Below are 17,583 nucleotides of genomic sequence, written 5' to 3'. Positions count from 1 at the left end.
CTGACACACCGCTATCGGGGGCAAGCCCCCTCCCACATTTGATCGCATTTCAACTCAGCTACGCCAACCACGGCGACGTGCGAATCACCTCGACAAAATTCATCGGCCTGAACCCCGGCTCCTGGTCCACCAGCACATCGGTCTTCACGTTGCCAAACGTGGTCTGCGGGCGATGGCGCAAGCCGTCGGCAAACGCGCAGATGATGCACTCCTTGAACCCTTCACCGCGTGGATGCGCATGCACCACCGCTTCGCGCTGCACCGTGGAAAATGCGGTGTAGTCCATGCCCAGCACGTCCATCTCCACCCCGGCGGTCACCAGCGCTACGGTGGGGCGCAGGTGTTGCGGCACACCCGGTGTGGTGTGCAGGGCGATGGACAACCACACTTGTTCGATATCGTCATCGCTCAGCCCGTAAGGCTTGAGGAACGCGGCGGCGGCATTGGCACCGTCCACTTCGAAACGCTGGTCGTCATTGCGATGACCTTCCACCAGGCCCAGGTCGTGGAACATTGCGCCGACATACAGCAGCTCCGGGTTGTAGGCCAGTTGCTTGCGCTCTCCGCTCAAGGCGCCGAACAGAAATACCCGGCGCGAGTGGTGGTACAGCAGGTCGGATTCGATGTCGCGGATGTATTCAGTGGTGGCTTTGGCCAAGGCGCTGTCGGGGATTTTGATGCCGGCGATGGTGGTGTTCATGGTGGTGCTCCTCTGGAAAGCATCCAGTCTGTTCGCGCTTGGGCGACGCAGCTATCGAGACGAGGGCGCGTTTTCGGCCAATGTGCTGCCACATCGCGCCAAGGCTGCGCGCGATCTAATGTGGGAGCTGGCTTGCCTGCGATAGCATCACCTCGGTATACCTGATGAGCCCAGGTGTCTGCATCGCAGGCAAGCCAGCTCCCACAGGGTTTTGCGTCAGCCCAGAGATAAAGGTCTCCCATGCACAAAACCGTCGCGATCCTGATCTTCCCCGGCGTCCAGTCACTGGACGTGACCGGGCCCATGGATGTGTTCTGCGAGGCCAACCGCTTCCTGGCGCCCGACGATCACTACCGCCTGGAGGTGATCGGTTTCGGCCACGGCACTCTGGCTGCCTCCAATGGCCTGTCATTGCAGGCGCACAAGCACTACAGCGAAGCCCGGCAGCCCTACGACCTGTTGCTGGTAGCGGGCGGCCCGCAACTGCCTTTCGAAGATTTCGGCCCTCAGTTTGATGAGTGGCTGCGCGGTGCCGCTGCCAGGGCACAGCGCTTCGGCTCGATCTGCAACGGCGCCTTCATGCTGGCCCGCGCCGGTCTGCTGGACGGTAAAACCGTCACTACCCACTGGAATGACGCCGCCAGCCTGGCGCGCCTGTGCCCTTCTGCCCAGGTCGAGGCCGACCGTCTCTATGTGCAGGACGGCAACCTCTACACCTCGGCCGGGGTCACGGCGGGTATCGATCTTTCGCTGTACCTGCTGGCCCAGGATCACGGCCCGGAAGTGGCGCTGAGCGTGGCCAAGCGCCTGGTGGTGTTCACCCAACGCTCGGGCGGGCAATCGCAGTTCAGCCCGTTTCTCACACCCCATGCCGAGGCCACTTCGGCGGTGGCGCTGGTGCAGTTGTACGTGCTGGCCAACCTGACCGGGGATTTGACCATTGCCGATTTGGCCAGGGCGGCCAATATGAGTGCGCGCAATTTCTCCCGGGTGTTCGCCCGTGAAGCGCGGATCACGCCGGCGGAATTTGTCGAGAGAGCGCGGGTGGATGCGGCGCGGGTGATGCTCGAAAGCAGCCAAGCGCCGCTCAAGACGGTGGCCTATCAATGCGGATTTCGCGACGCCCAGCACATGCGCAGCGTGTTCAATCGCCGTCTGGGCGTCACGCCGCAACAGTTCAGGCTTAACTTTGCGGCGCCGGTGTAGCGATAAACAGCTATCTGGCAGGCAACAGTTTCAAGGTGCCTCGGGTATTGGCCGTCACTTCCTCATCACTGAAATGCGCCTGCTCATACCCGCCTTCGATATAGCTTTGCGCCTGATCACCATAGTGAGCATCAAACGGTACGCCGCTTTGCCCCACTGGGTTGATGGTCAGTGCGTGGGCAGGGTCGGCGAAGTCGATCAGGCGCCGTGTCGAAGGCCCATAGGTCACCGGCCATGGCGCAGGGCCGATCGCGGCGGTCTGGTTGTTCGGCACTTCGTGGCTGCCCGGTGCGGCGAACGGGCCGACGTTGAAGAGCTTATCCAGCGGTTTCTGCATGCCCAGCGGATGACCATGGGTCAAGGTGTGCGCCTTGCCCCACTGCCACTGCGCCGGGTCGTCGCCGAGGGTCGTCTTGAGGTGGGCCAGGCTGTTGTCCCAGGCGAGCTTGACGATATCCGCGCGCTTGCCCTCCCACCAGGGTGAGTCCGCCGAGGCTGCCAGGCGTGGCAACGCCGCGTCGATCACACGGGTGGTGATCAGGGTCTTGAACAGTGCATCGCCCAGCTTCGGGTGGAAGGTCGCGTCGGCAAGGTTGAACAGGAACTGGTTGAACAGCGTGGCGCTGGTGGAGTCCAGCGGGTAGTCGCCTTTCCAGCTTGCGAGCTGTTCCACCAGCTTGAGCTGAGCCGGGTCCTTGATCCCTTCGCGCAGCACCGGCAGCAGCGGTGCGAGCAGGCGTGGGCCGTAGGCGGTGGTGGTGCCCAGTTGCAAAGCCTGGCTGTTGCTTACATCCCACTTCACGCTGTTGTCGCTCAACTGCGCGTTCAACTGCTGGCCACGGTCCGCGAGGTTGTAGTAGCCCGGGATCTCCATGCCGGTGGGCGATACCGGTTGGGCGTTGGCGGAGACCACATAGCCACGTGCCGGGTTCTCTTCCTGGGGGTTGGCGCTGAACGGGTAGAAGCCCAACTTGTCGGCCTGGGCGGTGCTGCCATCGAGGATGAACGCCGGGTTGACGCCGGCCGGGCGGATCGGCAACTGCGCTGCCGCCCACCAGCCGATATCGCCCTTGGCATTGGCCCATATGATGTTCAGGCCCGGTGCCGACACCTTGGCGGCCGCGGCACGTGCCTTGGCCAGGGTATCGGCGCGGTTGAGTTGGTAGAAGCCGTCGAGGATCGGGTTTTCGGTGTCCAGGAACGCCCACCACATGGCAATTGGCGTGCTGCCCGCGTTCTCGCCGAGCACGTCATTGATGATCGGGCCGTGGGGCGAACGGCGCAGCGTGAGGGTCACCGGCGCCTGTCCCTTGACCTGGATCTGTTGCTCGCTGCTGGTCATGTCGACCCATTGGCCGTGATACCAGACCTGGTTGGGGTTGTCCGGGTTGACCTTCTCGGCGACCAGATCAAGGTCGTCGTTCTGGAACATGGTCAGGCTCCAGCCGAAGTCCAGGTTGTGCCCCAGGAACGCCACCGGCACCAGCGCGTTGTGATAGCCGTACAGCTCAAAGCCTGGCGCCGACAGCTGCGCCTCGTACCACACAGATGGCACCGAGAAGCGGATATGCGGGTCACCCGCCAGCAACGGCTTGCCGCTTTTGGTATGGCTGCCGCTGACGGCCCAGGCGTTGCTGCCCTCGAACTGCGGCAGGCCGTTGTCGGCCAGGGCCTGCTCACTCAGGGCGGCGATGGCGCCGAGGGTTTGCCAGTCACTGGCCGCCAGGTTGAGCGCACCCTTGGGTTGCCAGTCGAGATCGAACACTTTCAGGTAGTCGCTGCCCAGATGGTCACGTACGTAAGTCAGCACCGGCTCGGTACGAAAGGCGGCGGCAAAGCTGTAAGCCATGTACCCGGCGACGCTGATGCTGTCCTCGACGGTAAAGCGGCGCTTGGGGATGCCCAGCACGTCGAACTCCATGGGGCTGGCGTGGCTGTCCTGATATTGGTTGATCCCGTCCAGATAGGCTTGCAGGGCTTTGGACGACGCTGAGTCGGGGTCCATGTGCTCTGCGTAGCTCAAGGCGCGCTCACGAATGCGCAGGCTGCGAAACAGCTTGTCGGTTTCAAGCAGTTTGGGCCCCAGCACTTCGGCCAGTTCGCCACGGGCCAGGCGCCGCATGACCTCCATCTGGAACAGCCGGTCCTGGGCATGCACATAGCCCAGGGCGCGGTACAGGTCAGCCTCGTTCTCGGCACGGATATGCGGTACGCCACGGTCGTCGTAGCGCACCGTGACCGAGCTTTGCAGGTGGGCCAGGGTCGCTGTGCCCTGGCGCGTGGGCTGCTTGCTGTAGACATACCAACCGGCGCCGAGGGCGACCAGCGCAATCAGCACCGCGAAAATCTGCAAGACGCGCTTCATGAACATTCCTTACCAGAGTGGACGGGCTACTGATCCTTAGGCCACGAACAATAGCAGCCTACCGCGAGGGTGTGAGTGGCATTCACTTCGCGTCCGGTTCCAAGGGCCTTGAGAATGGGTTCGATAAAACTGTTGCTGGCATTGCACGTCAGCCCTTCGCTGTAGGGGCCGAAATAGGCCAGTTTGCCTGTGCGGTCCCAGATGCCTACGGCCGGGCTGGCGGGTATGCGATCGGCGCCGGGCAGGGCGTCGAGGATTTTCATGTGGCGCAGGTTGTCGGGCAGGGTGCCGTGGCTACCGGCTTTTTGCAGGGCGTAAAACTCGACCCCTTGGGGCTCGTACTGCTCGATCAGCTCACCCAGGTGTTGCTGGTTGCCGACATTGCACGGGCAGGCCGGGTCCCAGAAGTGCACCAGGCGAATCGGGCCAGGGCCGCTGAGGGCGGCGGGCAGTTGCAGCGCATCGCCGGAGAATACCGCCGTGTGCTCGCTGAAGGCGCGCAGGTAGCGGCCCTGGAACCAGTCATACGCGGCCCACAGCACGCCGGCGCAGATAACCAGGATCAGGCTGGCGAACAGGGCGTTGCGGTAAGGCGGTCGCATTCAAAGGTATCCTCGCAGGTCGCGTAGCTTGCCATGCTTGTCCTGACAGATGAATATCGCAGCTCGATATTCATCTTCACCGCCAGTCTGGAAGCCTTTATGCCCGTCACCTTTGACCCTGATCATCTGCGCGAAAGCTTGCGGCCCCTGGTGGACGCGCAACCGCTTAGCGCCGAGGCAAGGGTCTATCAACGTTTCTATGGGCTTGACCTGGCCGCTCGCAAGGTGCCGGCGGTGAGCCGGTTGGGGCGCCTGGAGGTGGGCGGGTTTGAAGTGGTGGCCCAGGTATGGTGGCCGCCTGCGCCGGTGGCAACGATGTTCATGTTCCACGGTTTCTACGACCACATGGGGTTGTACCGCCATGTGGTGGATTGGGCGCTGGACCAGGGCTTTGTGGTGATCGCCTGCGACTTGCCGGGCCACGGCTTGTCCAGCGGCCCGCGCGCCAGCATCGATGAGTTTGCGGTGTACCAGAGCGTGGCGCAGGCGTTGTTCGCTGAGGCCAAGGCGCTGCAATTGCCGCAACCCTGGCACCTGTTCGGGCAAAGCACCGGCGGCGCCATTGTGGTGGATCACTTGCTCAACCACGGCGCCGACAGCCCGGCCCAGGGCAAGACCTTCCTGCTCTCACCGCTGGTGCGGCCGCGTGCCTGGGGATGGTCGCAGGTCAGCTATTACCTGCTGCGCCCGTTCGTCAAAGGCATCGCCCGACGCTTCAGCGATAACTCCAACGACCCTGCATTCAAACCGTTCCTTGAAGCCGACCCACTGCAGCCGCGCCAATTGCCCACCGCTTGGGTAGGGGCGCTGGCGCGCTGGATCAAACGCATCGAAGCCGCACCCCGCAGCCCACGGCGGCCGGTGATCGTGCAGGGTGAGGAAGATATGACGGTGGATTGGCAACACAATTTGCAGGTGCTACGCGGTAAGTTCGACCGGCCCGAGGTGTTGATGCTGCCGCGGGGCAGGCATCACCTGGCCAATGAGATTCCAGAGATTCGTAATGAGTACTTCAAGTACCTCACCGATCACCTGAACTAACGCATTTTAAATGTGGGAGGGGGCTTGCCCCCGATTGCGGTGTGTCAGTCATATATCTGGTGACTGACACTCTGCTATCGGGAGCAAGCCCCCTCCCACAATTACTGCGTCAGGCTTGAGGTGCTTTGGCCGACAGCCAGCCCTGCGCGAATGGCTGCCAGGGCCGCCTGGTAATACGCCTTACCTTCCGGTGATTCGGCAAACGTAGCGAACTCTTCCAGCTCCGGGTCGGACAAATCCCGGTAGACGTACAACAGCGTGTTGTTCAGGTCCTTGTCGATTTGTTGCATCAACCGTTCGCGCTGCCCATTCAACATACCCTGGGCCTGACCGCCGCCAAGCAAACCGGGGATCATCTGGCTCAAGCTGTCGGCCGCTACACCGGCAATCGCCAGGCTGACTTCTGCACCGGCCTCGCGCGCGGGCAGGGCTTGGGCCAGATGGCCGATGATCAGGCTGCGGGTGGCGTCGGCCTGGATTTTCGGCAAGCCCTGGGCGTTTTTCGCCAACTGGTCGCGGCGCGTGGCCAGCAATTCTGCGGCGACGATCTTGCGGCCCAGGGGCGATTGGAAGAACGCCAGGGCCGGTTTCGGGTTGGCCAGGTGCTTGCGCAGTTGCGCCTCGGCACGCTGATCCATGGCTTGGGCGCCAAAGCGCTTATTGCTGTTGTCCACCAGCGCCTGGTACACCACCGGCGGCAGGCTATTGCGGTAGCGTTGCTGGGCGGCACTGAGGGCGTCATTGAAATGCGCACGTTGTTCGGCCCAGCCGGCAACCTTGTACAACTGGTCATGGCCGTCTGCCCAGGCGGGCAAAACGCAGAACATCAACACGGTAAAAAACAAACGACGCATATGGACTCCTGTCAGTCGGCCACTATTGTCCGTGTCGGGCGTAGGATTTGTCGAGAAGTCCTATCAGACAGCTGATTTAAAGTGCATTCGGGCGCTCGACGGCGCTGTCGGATTCTCAGGCGTATGGATACTATGCGCGCCATGCAAATATCCCTCGATGACCCGCTGCTGCAACGTATCGTTGACGACTTGGCCGAAAAAGGCTGGTCGCAGCAGAATGGCTTCCTGCCCCAGGCTCTGACCCTGGAACTGGCGGCTGAGTGCCATAAACGTGCGGCCGAAGGTGAGCTGGCACCGGCGGCAGTCGGGCGCGGGCCGGCCCAGGAGATTCGCGAGGGTATTCGCGGTGATCATATTCAGTGGCTGGAAGAGGGCGACGCGGCGGTTTGCGACACCTATATGGCCGTCATGGACAGCCTGCGCCTGGCAATGAACCGCAGCCTGTTCCTTGGGCTGGAAGATTTCGAAAGCCACTTCGCGATGTACCCACCCGGTGCGTTTTACCTCAAGCATGTGGACCGCTTTCGTGACGACGACCGGCGCATGGTCTCGGCGGTGATCTACTTGAACGACGCCTGGCTGCCCGAGCATGGCGGCCAGTTGCGCATGTACCTCAAGGGCGGCGTCGAATATGACGTGGTGCCCACCGGCGGCTGCCTGGTGGTGTTTTTGTCGGGCGAGGTGCCCCACGAGGTACTGCCGGCCACGCGCGAACGCCTGTCCCTGACCGGCTGGTTTCGCCGGCGGGGCAACGAGCCGTTTTAGGCAGGCAAAGGATTCTAAAGTCTTGCCTTGGACAAAATGTGGGAGGGGGCTTGCTCCCGATAGCGGTGGCTCAGTCAACAGATGCCGTGACTGGCACTCAGTAATCGGGAGCAAGCCCCCTCCCACATTTGACCTACTGTGTCTTGACTATCGGTGTTTGGCTTTCAAACCACTTCTGCTCCAGCGCTTTCAAGCGGCCATCCGCTTTCACCCGCTCCAGCGCCTTGTCCAGGCTGCTCTTGAACGCGGGGTTGCCCTTCTGAAACGGGATCACCAGTTCAGGTTTGTCGTTATAAGCGGCGCTGAAATCGAAACGATCCTTCAGCTCGGCAGTCATAGCGATATGGTTGATTGCCACATCGTACTTGCCGGTCGCCACGCCGTTCATCAGGTCGGCATCATCGGTGGTGATAAACGAGGAGCGTACGTCCATTTCTTTCGCCAGTTGCTCACCCAGTTCCACTTCAAAGCCGGTGAGCTTGTCGCCTTCCTTGAAATTGAACGGCGGGGTGTTGGCTTCCAGGGCTATACGCAGTTCGCCGCGATCATTGACGTCATCGATCAGCTCGGCATGGGCCAATGGGCTCAGAAGGGCAAGCAACAGTAACAGGCCAGGCGAAAAGCGCATGGTCACTCCTAGAGAATTCGAATGGACGAGGCGCTGTTCAGCATCGTTTTGCTATGGTGTCGGGTGCCTTGGACCGCAATTTATCGCGAAGTTGTCATAACCCTACAGATTTCACTGAAAAACTGGAGAAGCGAATGAAAGCCCTTTTGTCCCGTGCAACCCTGGCGTCCCTGCTGCTGGGTGCTTCGATGTTGGCCAGCGCTGCCGACCAGCCGCGCACACCGGCTCCTGCTGGTGCTGAAGTGTTCATTGTCTCGCCCAAAGACGGCGCTACTGTCGACAAAACCTTCACCGTCAAATTTGGCATCAAGGGCCTGGACCTGGAGCCGATCGACAAACAGGTACCGGGCGCCGGCCATCATCACCTGCTGGTAGATCAGGAAGTGGGGGCGCTCAACGCAAACGAAGCGATCCCGGCCACGCCTACCTCGATTCACTTCGGCAAGGCGCAAACCGAGACCGAGCTGACCCTCACGCCAGGCAAGCACACCTTGCAACTGGTGGCTGGCGACAACGTGCATCGCCAGTTCGAGCCTACGGTAGCCTCGAAAGTCATCACGGTTAACGTCAAGTAAGATTTGTTCAGATGCAAAAAAGGGAGCCCTGAGGGGCTCCCTTTTTCGTGGTGCGGTTGAAACCTTAGAACAACACGCGGCTACGGATAGTGCCGTTGATGTGCTGCAGCTTCTCTTGCGCCAGGTCCGAGTACTCGGCGTCGACGTCGATGACCACGTAGCCAACCTTCTCGTTGGTCTGCAGGAACTGACCGGAGATGTTGATGCCGTTTTCCGCAAAGACCTTGTTGATCTCCATCATCACGCCCGGAATGTTCTGGTGGATGTGCAGCAGGCGGTGCTTGCCCGGGTGAGCCGGCAGAGCCACTTCCGGGAAGTTGACCGACGATACCGAGGTACCGTTGTCGCTGTACTTGACCAGTTTTTCCGAGACTTCCAGGCCGATGTTGGCTTGGGCTTCAGCGGTGGAACCACCGATGTGCGGAGTCAGGATGACGTTGTCCAGCCCACGCAGCGGGCTTTCGAAGATGTCGTCGTTGGAGCGCGGCTCCACCGGGAACACGTCGATGGCGGCGCCGATCAGGTGCTTGTCCTTGATCGCGTCGGCCAGGGCATCGAGCTTGACCACAGTGCCGCGAGCGGCGTTGATCAGGATCCCGCCTTTCTTGATCGCGCGGATTTCCTTCTCGCCGATCATCCACTGAGTCTCGGCGGTTTCCGGAACGTGCAGCGTGACGATATCGGACATGCCCAGCAGCTCGGTCAGGCTGGCGACTTGAGTCGCGTTGCCCAATGGCAGCTTGGTCAGGGTGTCATAGAAGAACACCTGCATACCCAGGCCTTCGGCCAGCACCGACAGTTGAGTGCCGATCGAGCCGTAACCGACGATACCCAGCTTCTTGCCGCGGATTTCGAAGGAGTTGGCCGCGCTCTTGATCCAGCCGCCACGGTGGCAGGAGGCGTTCTTCTCTGGGATACCGCGCAGCAGCAGGATGGCCTCGGCCAATACCAGCTCCGCTACGGAACGGGTGTTGGAGTACGGGGCGTTGAACACCGCGATACCGCGTTCGCGCGCTGCGTTGAGGTCAACCTGGTTGGTGCCGATGCAGAAACAACCGACCGCCACGAGTTTCTTGGCGTGGTCGAAGATCTCTTCGGTCAGCTGAGTGCGGGAGCGAATGCCGATAAAGTGCGCGTCGGCGATCTTTTCCTTGAGCTGGGCTTCCGGCAGAGAACTGGTGATGTACTCAATGCTGGTGTACCCGGCGGCTTTCAGAACGTCGACAGCCGATGGGTGGACGCCTTCCAGAAGAAGGAACTTGATCTTGCTCTTATCGAGAGAAGTCTTGCTCATCTGCGTAAACCTGTATCCCGGAGAAAATTGGCAGGGAGTCGAGCAGCGCAAGCTGACCCGGACGGCAGGAAAGCCGTCACCGCAGAAACGCCCTTTGGGTCTGTCCTGCGGGGGCGGTATGCTAGCATACGCACCCCGCTAAACACCTATTCCTGCGACGTGAAGCGTTCTCAGGATGACCATGAATTGTTCGAGAGTTCTGTCGATGACCCATCCTGCCCTGATTGATGAGCTAAAGACCCTGGTTGAGCCCGGCAAAGTGCTGACCGATGCCGACTCCCTGGAGGCTTACGGCAAGGATTGGACCAAGCACTTCGCCCCCGCGCCCAGCGCTATCGTGTTTCCCAAGACCACCGAGCAGGTGCAGGCCATCGTCCGTTGGGCCAACGAGCACAAGGTAGCACTGGTGCCGTCCGGTGGGCGCACCGGCCTGTCGGCAGCGGCAGTCGCGGCCAATGGCGAAGTGGTGGTGTCGTTCGACTATATGAACCAGATCCTCGACGTGAACCTCACCGATCGCACCGCCGTGTGCCAGCCGGGCGTGGTCACCAAGCAATTGCAGAACGTCGCTGAAGAAAACGGCCTGTACTATCCGGTGGATTTTGCCTCGTCCGGTTCCAGCCAGATTGGCGGCAATATCGGCACCAATGCCGGCGGGATCAAAGTGATTCGCTACGGCATGACCCGCAATTGGGTGGCCGGCATGAAAGTCGTTACCGGCAAGGGCGATGTGCTGGAACTGAACCGCGACCTGATCAAAAACGCCACCGGCTACGACATGCGTCAGCTGTTTATCGGCGCTGAGGGCACCCTGGGGTTTGTGGTCGAAGCCACCATGCGCCTGGACCGTGCCCCGAAAAACCTCACCGCCATGGTACTCGGCACCACCGACTTCGACTCGATCATGCCGGTGCTGCACGCGTTCCAGAGCAAGCTGGACCTGACCGCCTTCGAATTTTTCTCCGACAAGGCCCTGGCCAAAGTCCTCGGCCGTGGCGATGTGCCGGCGCCATTCGAAACCGAGTGCCCGTTCTACGCGCTGCTGGAATTCGAAGCCACCACTGAAGAAGTCGCCAACCATGCGCTGGAAACGTTCGAGCATTGCGTCGAGCAGGGCTGGGTACTGGACGGCGTGATGAGCCAGAGTGAAACCCAGTTGCACAACCTGTGGAAGCTGCGCGAGTACATCTCCGAGACCATCTCCCACTGGACACCGTACAAGAACGATATTTCGGTCACCGTCTCCAAAGTGCCGGCATTCTTGAGCGAAATTGATGCGATCGTCGGCGAACACTACCCGGATTTCGAAATCGTCTGGTTCGGTCATATCGGTGACGGTAACCTGCACTTGAACATCCTCAAGCCCGAAAACCTGAGCAAGGACGAGTTCTTCGCCAAGTGTGCCACCGTGAACAAGTGGGTGTTCGAAACCGTCGCCAAGTACAACGGCTCGATTTCCGCCGAACACGGCGTGGGCATGACCAAGCGTGATTACCTGACCTACAGCCGCTCGCCGGTTGAAATCGAGTACATGAAGGCTGTGAAGGCCGTGTTCGACCCGAACGGGATCATGAACCCTGGCAAAATCTTCGCGGTTTAACCGCACCTGAAGGAGTCGTTCCATGAGCTACCAGCACAAGTATGTCGACGGCACCAACATCCACTTCCCTGTGGGCAAACTGGTGTGCATCGGGCGTAACTACGTCGAACACGCCAAGGAGCTGGATAACCCGGTGCCCACCGAGCCTTTGCTGTTCATCAAGCCCGGTAGCTGCGTGGTGCCGTTGGAAGGTGGTTTTGCGATTCCCACCGAACGCGGTTCGGTGCATTACGAGGTGGAAATCGCGGTGTTGATCGGCAAGCCGTTGTCGAACAAGCCAAACCGCGAAGAAGTCCTCGACGCCATCTCCGGCTTCGCCCCGGCGCTGGACCTGACCCTGCGCGACAAACAGGCCGAGCTGAAATCCAAGGGCCTGCCGTGGGAAATCGCCAAGTGCTTCGACGGCGCGGCGGTGCTTGCCCCCTTCGTCGTCAGCAGTACCTTTGCGGACGTGACCGACATCGGCATACGCCTGACCATCAACGGCGAAGTGCGCCAGGATGGCAACAGCGCGCAGATGCTCAACCCGATCGTACCGATGATCCAGCACATGGCGGGCTGCTTCTCCCTGCAGGCGGGTGATGTGATTCTCACCGGCACTCCGGCAGGCGTAGGCCCGTTGAATGTGGGGGATGAGCTGGTGTTGGAGCTGGCGGGTGTGAACCGTTTCGAAAGCGTCGTGCGCTAAGTAACGGCCAAACTGTGGGAGGGGGCTTGCTCCCGATAGCGGTGGGTCAGCTACAAATAAGCTGGCAGACAGACCGCAATCGGGAGCAAGTCGAATCGTCGCACCGCCCCTCCCACATTGGTTTTGTGTGTATCCCAAGTATGGGCTTTTGCATTTTTTTCACACGCCATCCGGATAATCCCAGCCTCTTGCGCGCAGGCCGTTGAATCCTGTGCTATCCCATACAGCTGACTTTCCGGAAAAGCGCTCAATGGCCGTGCCTCTACCCACTTCGAAAACCTCGCTTCGCTCGCGCTTGTCCATGCGCTGGTATTCCTGGGTATTCTTGGCCGGTGCCATTCTGTATGGCGTGGCCTGGGCCATGCACTGGGATGATCGCGGTGTGCTGTGGGTGCTGGAGCGCTTCGAGAGCCCGGTTGAACGCCAGGAGAGTGTTTGGCTCCCGGACTATCAGGCGGTCATCGACGCCAAGCTGCTGCCCGGTATGGAGAAGGATGAGGCTTCCGACCTGTCCTACAACCCCCAGACCAAAACTCTGTTTTCCGTCATGGGCAAAAACCCGTTTCTCGTGGAGCTGAGCCTGCAAGGCGACGTATTGCGCAAGATGCCGCTCAATGGCTGGAACAATCCTGAGGGCGTGACGGTGATGGAAAACGGCTCGATGGCCGTGGTAGATGAACGCGATCACACCGTGACCGTGGTAAAGGTGGACGCCGGCACCACGGCGCTGAACAAAGCTGATTTCCCAAGCCATGACCTGGGCCCCTCCAAAGACCAGAACAAAGCCTTTGAAGCGATCGCGTGGGACAAGCGTAATCAGCAGCTTGTACTGGGCGAAGAGCGGCCGCCGGCCTTGTTCACGTGGAAGAGCGATGGCAACACGCTGACCGGCGACAAGCAAAAGCTGGTCAGCACCGAACTGGATGTGCGCAACCTTTCGGCCTTGTCCATTGACCCGCGCACTGGGCACTTGCTGGTGCTGTCGGCCGATTCCCACCTGTTGCTGGAACTGGACGAAACAGGCGAGCAAGTCAGCTTCATGACCTTGCTCGGTGGCTTCAACGGCCTGAAAGACACCATCCCGCGCGCCGAAGGGGTGACCCTGGATGAGAGCGGCAACCTGTACATGGTCAGTGAACCCAACTTGTTCTATCGTTTTGAAAAGCAGAAATAACTGACGAATTACGTCAGACTTTTCTTTATAAACGGCATTCGCCAGACAGTTCGGCGCGTTTAAGTTTAAATTCAGGCGACCTTGATATCTATTCGCCAGTTTTTTCACTGAGCCCGCCCCGATGCGTCGACTTGCCCGCCCCAAACCTGCTGTTTTCATCTTGCTGTTGCTTGCCCTGGTTGCCGCCGGGGTCGTTGCGCAGCAGTTTCGTCTGTTCGAGCGTGCCTGGTTCAACTGGCAGGTGTGGCGCCAGCCTGCCGATGAGCGCGCCATTGGCCTGGCAGATTACCGCGTGACCCTGGAAGGCCAGGTGATCGAAGGGCTCGACGATGATGTCTCGGCCCTCACTTACGATCCGGTGCGCAAAAGCCTGTTTACCGTCACCAATAAAAACGCCGAGCTGGTGGAGCTGTCCCTGGAGGGCAAGATCCTGCGACGCATTCCACTGGTGGGGTTTGGCGATGCAGAGGCTGTGGAGTTTATCAGTGACAACATTTACGTCATCAGCGATGAGCGCCAGCAGCGGCTGATCAAGGTGCATGTGGACGACGACACAACCTTCCTCGACGCCGCCGACGCGGAGCAGATGACCCTCGGCGTACATATCGGCAGCAACAAGGGGTTCGAGGGCCTGGCCTATGATTCGGTGGGCAAGCGTCTGTTCGTCGCCAAGGAGCGCGACCCGATGCTGATCTATGAAGTGCATGGCTTCCCGCATTTCAAGGCGGAAAAAACCTACTCGGTGCACGTGATCAACAACCCCAAGCGCGATGCCGGACTGTTTGTGCGCGACCTGTCGAGCCTGCAATACGACGAGCGCAGCGGCCATCTGCTGGCGCTGTCGGATGAATCGTTCCTGGTTTTGGAGCTGGACATCGACGGTCGCCCCTTAAGCAGTTTGTCGTTGCTTAAAGGGCGCCATGGCCTGAGCAAGCGCGTGCCTCAGGCCGAAGGGATTGCCATGGATGACGAGGGCACGCTGTATATGGTCAGCGAGCCGAACCTGTTTTACGTGTTCAAAAAAACCTGATCAGAACATCCATTGCACGCCCAGCGTATAGCCGGTCTGGCTGCCTTCGGCATGACCCAGGCGGCCATTGACCTCGGCATACACCCCCAACTGCGGGGTGATCGCCAATTGGCTGCCGATTTGTGCGCGACCAAAGCTCTTGTCTGCTGAGCCGAGCCGAGCGGTGCGCGCCTGGCCATCGGCGCGGGCTGTCAGTTGCAGGTCATCCAAGCGGCCATCGGCCATTTCCTTGACCCAGGCGATGTCTGCATACGGCATCAGGCTCAGGCTGTAGGGCAGGGCGACAGCGCCACGCACGCGCCAGCCGAGGCTGGCTTGCAGGGAGTCGAAAGACTGCTCTTCATACTGCAGGGCGGTGCGCAGGTTCTGTTTTTCGTGGAACGTGTCGATGCGGTAGTGGCTGTAGTCCAGGCCGGCGAAAGGCCCGCTCTTGAGCGCACCGAAGTCAAAGTCGTAGCCGCCCAGCACCCGCGCGCCCAACGCCAGGGCATCAGTCTCGCCCGTCAGTTGCTGATTGAGCAGGATCGGCCCGCCATTGGCCTGGATGATCAGGTTGCGTTTGGAATCGAAACGCGTGTGGCCGATGCTCAGGTCACCGGCCAGCCAGCTTGGCCCGCCATCATTGAGCAGCGCATAGACGGCTGCCTGCCAGGTGTCGCTGTCCAGTTTGCCGCGATGCTCCAGTTTGTCGCGCCCGTTGAGGTAGCTCAGGCTGGCACCGATATTCAGGCTTGGGCTCAGCTGATAATCGCCAAGGGCGTGCAGGCCCAGGCGTCGGGCTTCGGGGTTGGGGGCCGTGTCGAAACCGCTGTCCGGGCTGTATTCGCCGTCCACGCCGATCTCGCCATCAAAGCTGCCCACCTCGCGGCTGGCGGCCTGCAGGGTCAGCCAGCGGCGATCGTGCAGGCGCACCATGGCTTGATGCTGACGTTGCAGGTTGTCCTGCATGTTGCGTGCGACGGCACCGCCGGACGCCGTCGAGGCCATCAGGTCGGCGTTGGTCAGTTCCAGCACCAGGCGGCTGAGCAAGCGTGAATAGTCACGCAGGCGCTGGTCGATGCGCGCCTGGCCGAAGGCGTCGGTGAGTACGCCTTTGTTGTCTTCGCTCGGGTCGTGCCAGGTCGAGCCGCCTGGGATTTTCGGGTTGTCGGTCTGGGTATAACCGTCCAGATCGCCCAGTTCCCAGTTGGTGGCTTCTACATAAAGGATCGGGATATTCAGCGGCTCGAAAGGTTCACCATCACTGCAGCAGCCTGTGCCTTTGGGGTATTGCGGGTCCAGGCCGGGGTTGGTGAATAGCGGGATATTCAACTCCTTGGCGATCTGAAACGTGTGCTCGCGCAATGACGCCAGGGCCGGGTTGTCGGTGCTGTTCTGGCCGGCGTGGGCATACATCATGTCGCCGGTGATCAGGCTGTCGAGATTGATCATCGCAAGCATATTGGCGCGCTGGCTGGCGCTCAGCGAGTCAACAAAGGCCCGGGAGCCGCGCAAACCTTCTTCTTCCGCGCCGAATCCGACGATTTGCAGGCCATTTTCCAATGACAGGCCGCCGAGGTTCTTCGCCACCTCGGTCAGCACGCTGGCACCGGAGCCATTGTCATCCAGGCCTTGCAGGGTCGGGCGGCCGAAGTAGGTGTCGAAATGCGCGCCAATCACCACGTACTGCGGCTTGGTGCCGGCGGCGTAGGCCACCACGTTTTGCGCAGCACGGCTGCCGCTGCTCCAGGTGAAGTCCTGGCGGCTGATGGAATAGGCCGCGCCCATCTGGCTCTGCATCCAATCAGTAGCGCCGGCAAAATTGGCCGTGCCGCGATAACGACCGGGGTAGTCATTGATCAGTTTTTCCAGGGTGGTGTTGGCGTGCTGGCCGTACTCGTAAGCTTGGGCTTGCGCGGACAGCAGGGCACCGGCAACGCTGATGGCGAGGGCTAGGGGCTTTATCACAAGGTCTTCCTTGAGGTGATGGGAATGTTCAAAGCCCAGACCCTTTGCACAATGCGCGCCTCATTCCGTGGGCGGCTGCAAATTGACGCATTGTTAAACGCGTGGGTCGCGTGGCTGTAATTTGTATCCGATTGGATACCAGGCGGGACTTGGCGTGCCGTGACAGAGCGCACGGTTTTGGATAGGAGTGCTGCAAATGTGGGAGGGGGCTTGCTCCCGATTGGGTGTATCAGTACCAGATATTCTGACTGACACACTGCTATCGGGAGCAAGTCGAATCGTCGCACCGCCCCTCCCACATTGGAGTTGTGGTGTTGTTAAGCCTTGAGGGTTTTCACGCCTTCCGGGGTGCCCAGCAGCAACACATCGGCCGGGCGCGCTGCGAACAGGCCGTTGGTGACCACACCGACGATGGCATTGATCTGCGTCTCCAGCTCCACCGGATTGGTGATCTGCATATTGAACACATCAATGATGATGTTGCCGTTGTCGGTCAATACACCTTCGCGGTACACCGGGTCGCCGCCCAGTTTCACCAGTTCGCGGGCTACGTGGCTGCGGGCCATGGGGATAACTTCCACCGGCAGCGGGAACGCACCGAGCACAGGCACCAGCTTGCTCGCGTCGGCGATGCAGATAAAAGTCTTGGCCACGGCCGCGACGATTTTCTCGCGGGTCAGGGCTGCGCCGCCGCCCTTGATCAGGTTCAGGTGTTCGTCGCTTTCATCGGCGCCGTCAACGTAGAACTCCAGGTCGCTCACGGTGTTGAGCTCGTACACTGGAATGCCATGGCCTTTAAGGCGGGCGGCGGTGGCTTCGGAACTCGCCACGGCGCCGTCGAACGCGCCCTTGTGTTGGGCCAGCGCGTCGATAAAGCAGTTGGCAGTGGAGCCGGTGCCGACACCGACGATGCTCTTGTCGTCGAGTTTGGGAAGGATTAAATCGACGGCGGCCTGGGCCACTGCCTGTTTGAGTTGATCCTGGGTCATGCGGGCTCCGGAACGGGCGGGGAGTTATCGAGGGGCGCGAGTATAACCCAACAAAACCTCCGGATTCGTGTGGTCGCCCGCCCAAACGCTGGGTTAGACTCCTTGGCCCTGCCCAACTCGTGAAG

The 17,583-nt window shown here is 60.7% G+C and carries 16 protein-coding genes; 8 read left to right on the top strand and 8 right to left on the bottom strand.

The window, feature by feature from the left end; all coding sequences use genetic code 11:
• Positions 1-58: 58 nt before the first annotated feature.
• Positions 59-700, bottom strand: coding sequence for an HD domain-containing protein (locus tag FW800_RS11740; RefSeq protein WP_446437682.1), 642 nt, complete (start codon positions 698-700; stop codon positions 59-61).
• Positions 701-940: 240 nt separating this feature from the next.
• Here FW800_RS11740 and FW800_RS11735 point away from each other — a divergent pair, with 240 nt between their 5' ends.
• Positions 941-1,906, top strand: a complete 966-nt coding sequence (locus FW800_RS11735; protein WP_078822583.1) for a GlxA family transcriptional regulator — start codon at positions 941-943, stop codon at positions 1,904-1,906.
• Positions 1,907-1,916: 10 nt separating this feature from the next.
• Here FW800_RS11735 and FW800_RS11730 read toward each other — a convergent pair whose 3' ends face one another.
• Positions 1,917-4,271: a penicillin acylase family protein gene (locus tag FW800_RS11730; protein WP_446437681.1), complete on the bottom strand. Its 2,355-nt coding sequence runs from the start codon at positions 4,269-4,271 to the stop codon at positions 1,917-1,919.
• Positions 4,272-4,297: 26 nt separating this feature from the next.
• Positions 4,298-4,873 (bottom strand): DUF6436 domain-containing protein, encoded by a 576-nt coding sequence (locus tag FW800_RS11725; protein WP_103734205.1) that lies wholly within the window; start codon positions 4,871-4,873, stop codon positions 4,298-4,300.
• A gap of 99 nt (positions 4,874-4,972) precedes the next feature.
• Here FW800_RS11725 and FW800_RS11720 point away from each other — a divergent pair, with 99 nt between their 5' ends.
• Positions 4,973-5,914 (top strand): alpha/beta hydrolase, encoded by a 942-nt coding sequence (locus tag FW800_RS11720; protein WP_446437752.1) that lies wholly within the window; start codon positions 4,973-4,975, stop codon positions 5,912-5,914.
• Positions 5,915-6,015: 101 nt separating this feature from the next.
• Here the strand turns inward: FW800_RS11720 and FW800_RS11715 are convergent, their stop codons facing one another.
• Positions 6,016-6,768, bottom strand: coding sequence for a DUF2059 domain-containing protein (locus FW800_RS11715; RefSeq protein WP_032878866.1), 753 nt, complete (start codon positions 6,766-6,768; stop codon positions 6,016-6,018).
• A 132-nt stretch (positions 6,769-6,900) separates the two neighbouring features.
• Between FW800_RS11715 and FW800_RS11710 the strand changes: the two genes are divergently transcribed.
• On the top strand, positions 6,901-7,533 hold the full coding sequence (locus tag FW800_RS11710) for a 2OG-Fe(II) oxygenase (RefSeq protein WP_005792345.1): 633 nt from the start codon (positions 6,901-6,903) through the stop codon (positions 7,531-7,533).
• 133 nt (positions 7,534-7,666) lie between these two features.
• On the opposite strand, the gene FW800_RS11705 is transcribed toward FW800_RS11710, so the two are convergent.
• On the bottom strand, positions 7,667-8,161 hold the full coding sequence (locus tag FW800_RS11705) for a transporter substrate-binding domain-containing protein (RefSeq protein ID WP_148853830.1): 495 nt from the start codon (positions 8,159-8,161) through the stop codon (positions 7,667-7,669).
• Positions 8,162-8,295: 134 nt separating this feature from the next.
• On the opposite strand from FW800_RS11705, the gene FW800_RS11700 reads away from it, so the two are divergent.
• Positions 8,296-8,736 (top strand): DUF4399 domain-containing protein, encoded by a 441-nt coding sequence (locus FW800_RS11700; RefSeq protein ID WP_103734207.1) that lies wholly within the window; start codon positions 8,296-8,298, stop codon positions 8,734-8,736.
• A gap of 64 nt (positions 8,737-8,800) precedes the next feature.
• Here FW800_RS11700 and serA read toward each other — a convergent pair whose 3' ends face one another.
• Positions 8,801-10,030, bottom strand: coding sequence for a phosphoglycerate dehydrogenase (serA, locus tag FW800_RS11695; protein WP_005792342.1), 1,230 nt, complete (start codon positions 10,028-10,030; stop codon positions 8,801-8,803).
• Positions 10,031-10,235: 205 nt separating this feature from the next.
• Between serA and FW800_RS11690 the strand changes: the two genes are divergently transcribed.
• From FW800_RS11690 to FW800_RS11675, 4 genes are all read left to right on the top strand, one after another.
• The gene (locus FW800_RS11690; protein ID WP_005792341.1) at positions 10,236-11,630 is read left to right on the top strand and encodes an FAD-binding oxidoreductase; all 1,395 of its coding nucleotides are present in this window, start codon (positions 10,236-10,238) and stop codon (positions 11,628-11,630) included.
• A gap of 22 nt (positions 11,631-11,652) precedes the next feature.
• The gene (locus tag FW800_RS11685; protein WP_032878871.1) at positions 11,653-12,318 is read left to right on the top strand and encodes a fumarylacetoacetate hydrolase family protein; all 666 of its coding nucleotides are present in this window, start codon (positions 11,653-11,655) and stop codon (positions 12,316-12,318) included.
• Positions 12,319-12,568: 250 nt separating this feature from the next.
• Positions 12,569-13,492, top strand: coding sequence for an SdiA-regulated domain-containing protein (locus FW800_RS11680; RefSeq protein ID WP_078822579.1), 924 nt, complete (start codon positions 12,569-12,571; stop codon positions 13,490-13,492).
• Between the two features lie 121 nt (positions 13,493-13,613).
• Positions 13,614-14,522, top strand: a complete 909-nt coding sequence (locus FW800_RS11675; protein ID WP_032878873.1) for an SdiA-regulated domain-containing protein — start codon at positions 13,614-13,616, stop codon at positions 14,520-14,522.
• Here FW800_RS11675 and FW800_RS11670 read toward each other — a convergent pair whose 3' ends face one another.
• Both FW800_RS11670 and rpiA read right to left on the bottom strand, forming a co-directional pair.
• A complete protein-coding gene (locus FW800_RS11670) occupies positions 14,523-16,469 on the bottom strand; it encodes an autotransporter domain-containing protein (RefSeq protein WP_446437680.1) in 1,947 nt (648 codons plus the stop codon).
• A 317-nt stretch (positions 16,470-16,786) separates the two neighbouring features.
• Positions 16,787-17,458, bottom strand: coding sequence for a ribose-5-phosphate isomerase RpiA (gene rpiA, locus FW800_RS11665; protein WP_032878877.1), 672 nt, complete (start codon positions 17,456-17,458; stop codon positions 16,787-16,789).
• Between the last annotated feature and the right edge of the window lie 125 nt (positions 17,459-17,583).

The organism is Pseudomonas sp. 910_23, from assembly GCF_052850795.1.
Note: the sequence above shows the minus strand (reverse complement) of the source record. Positions and strands in the feature narration are given on the sequence as shown.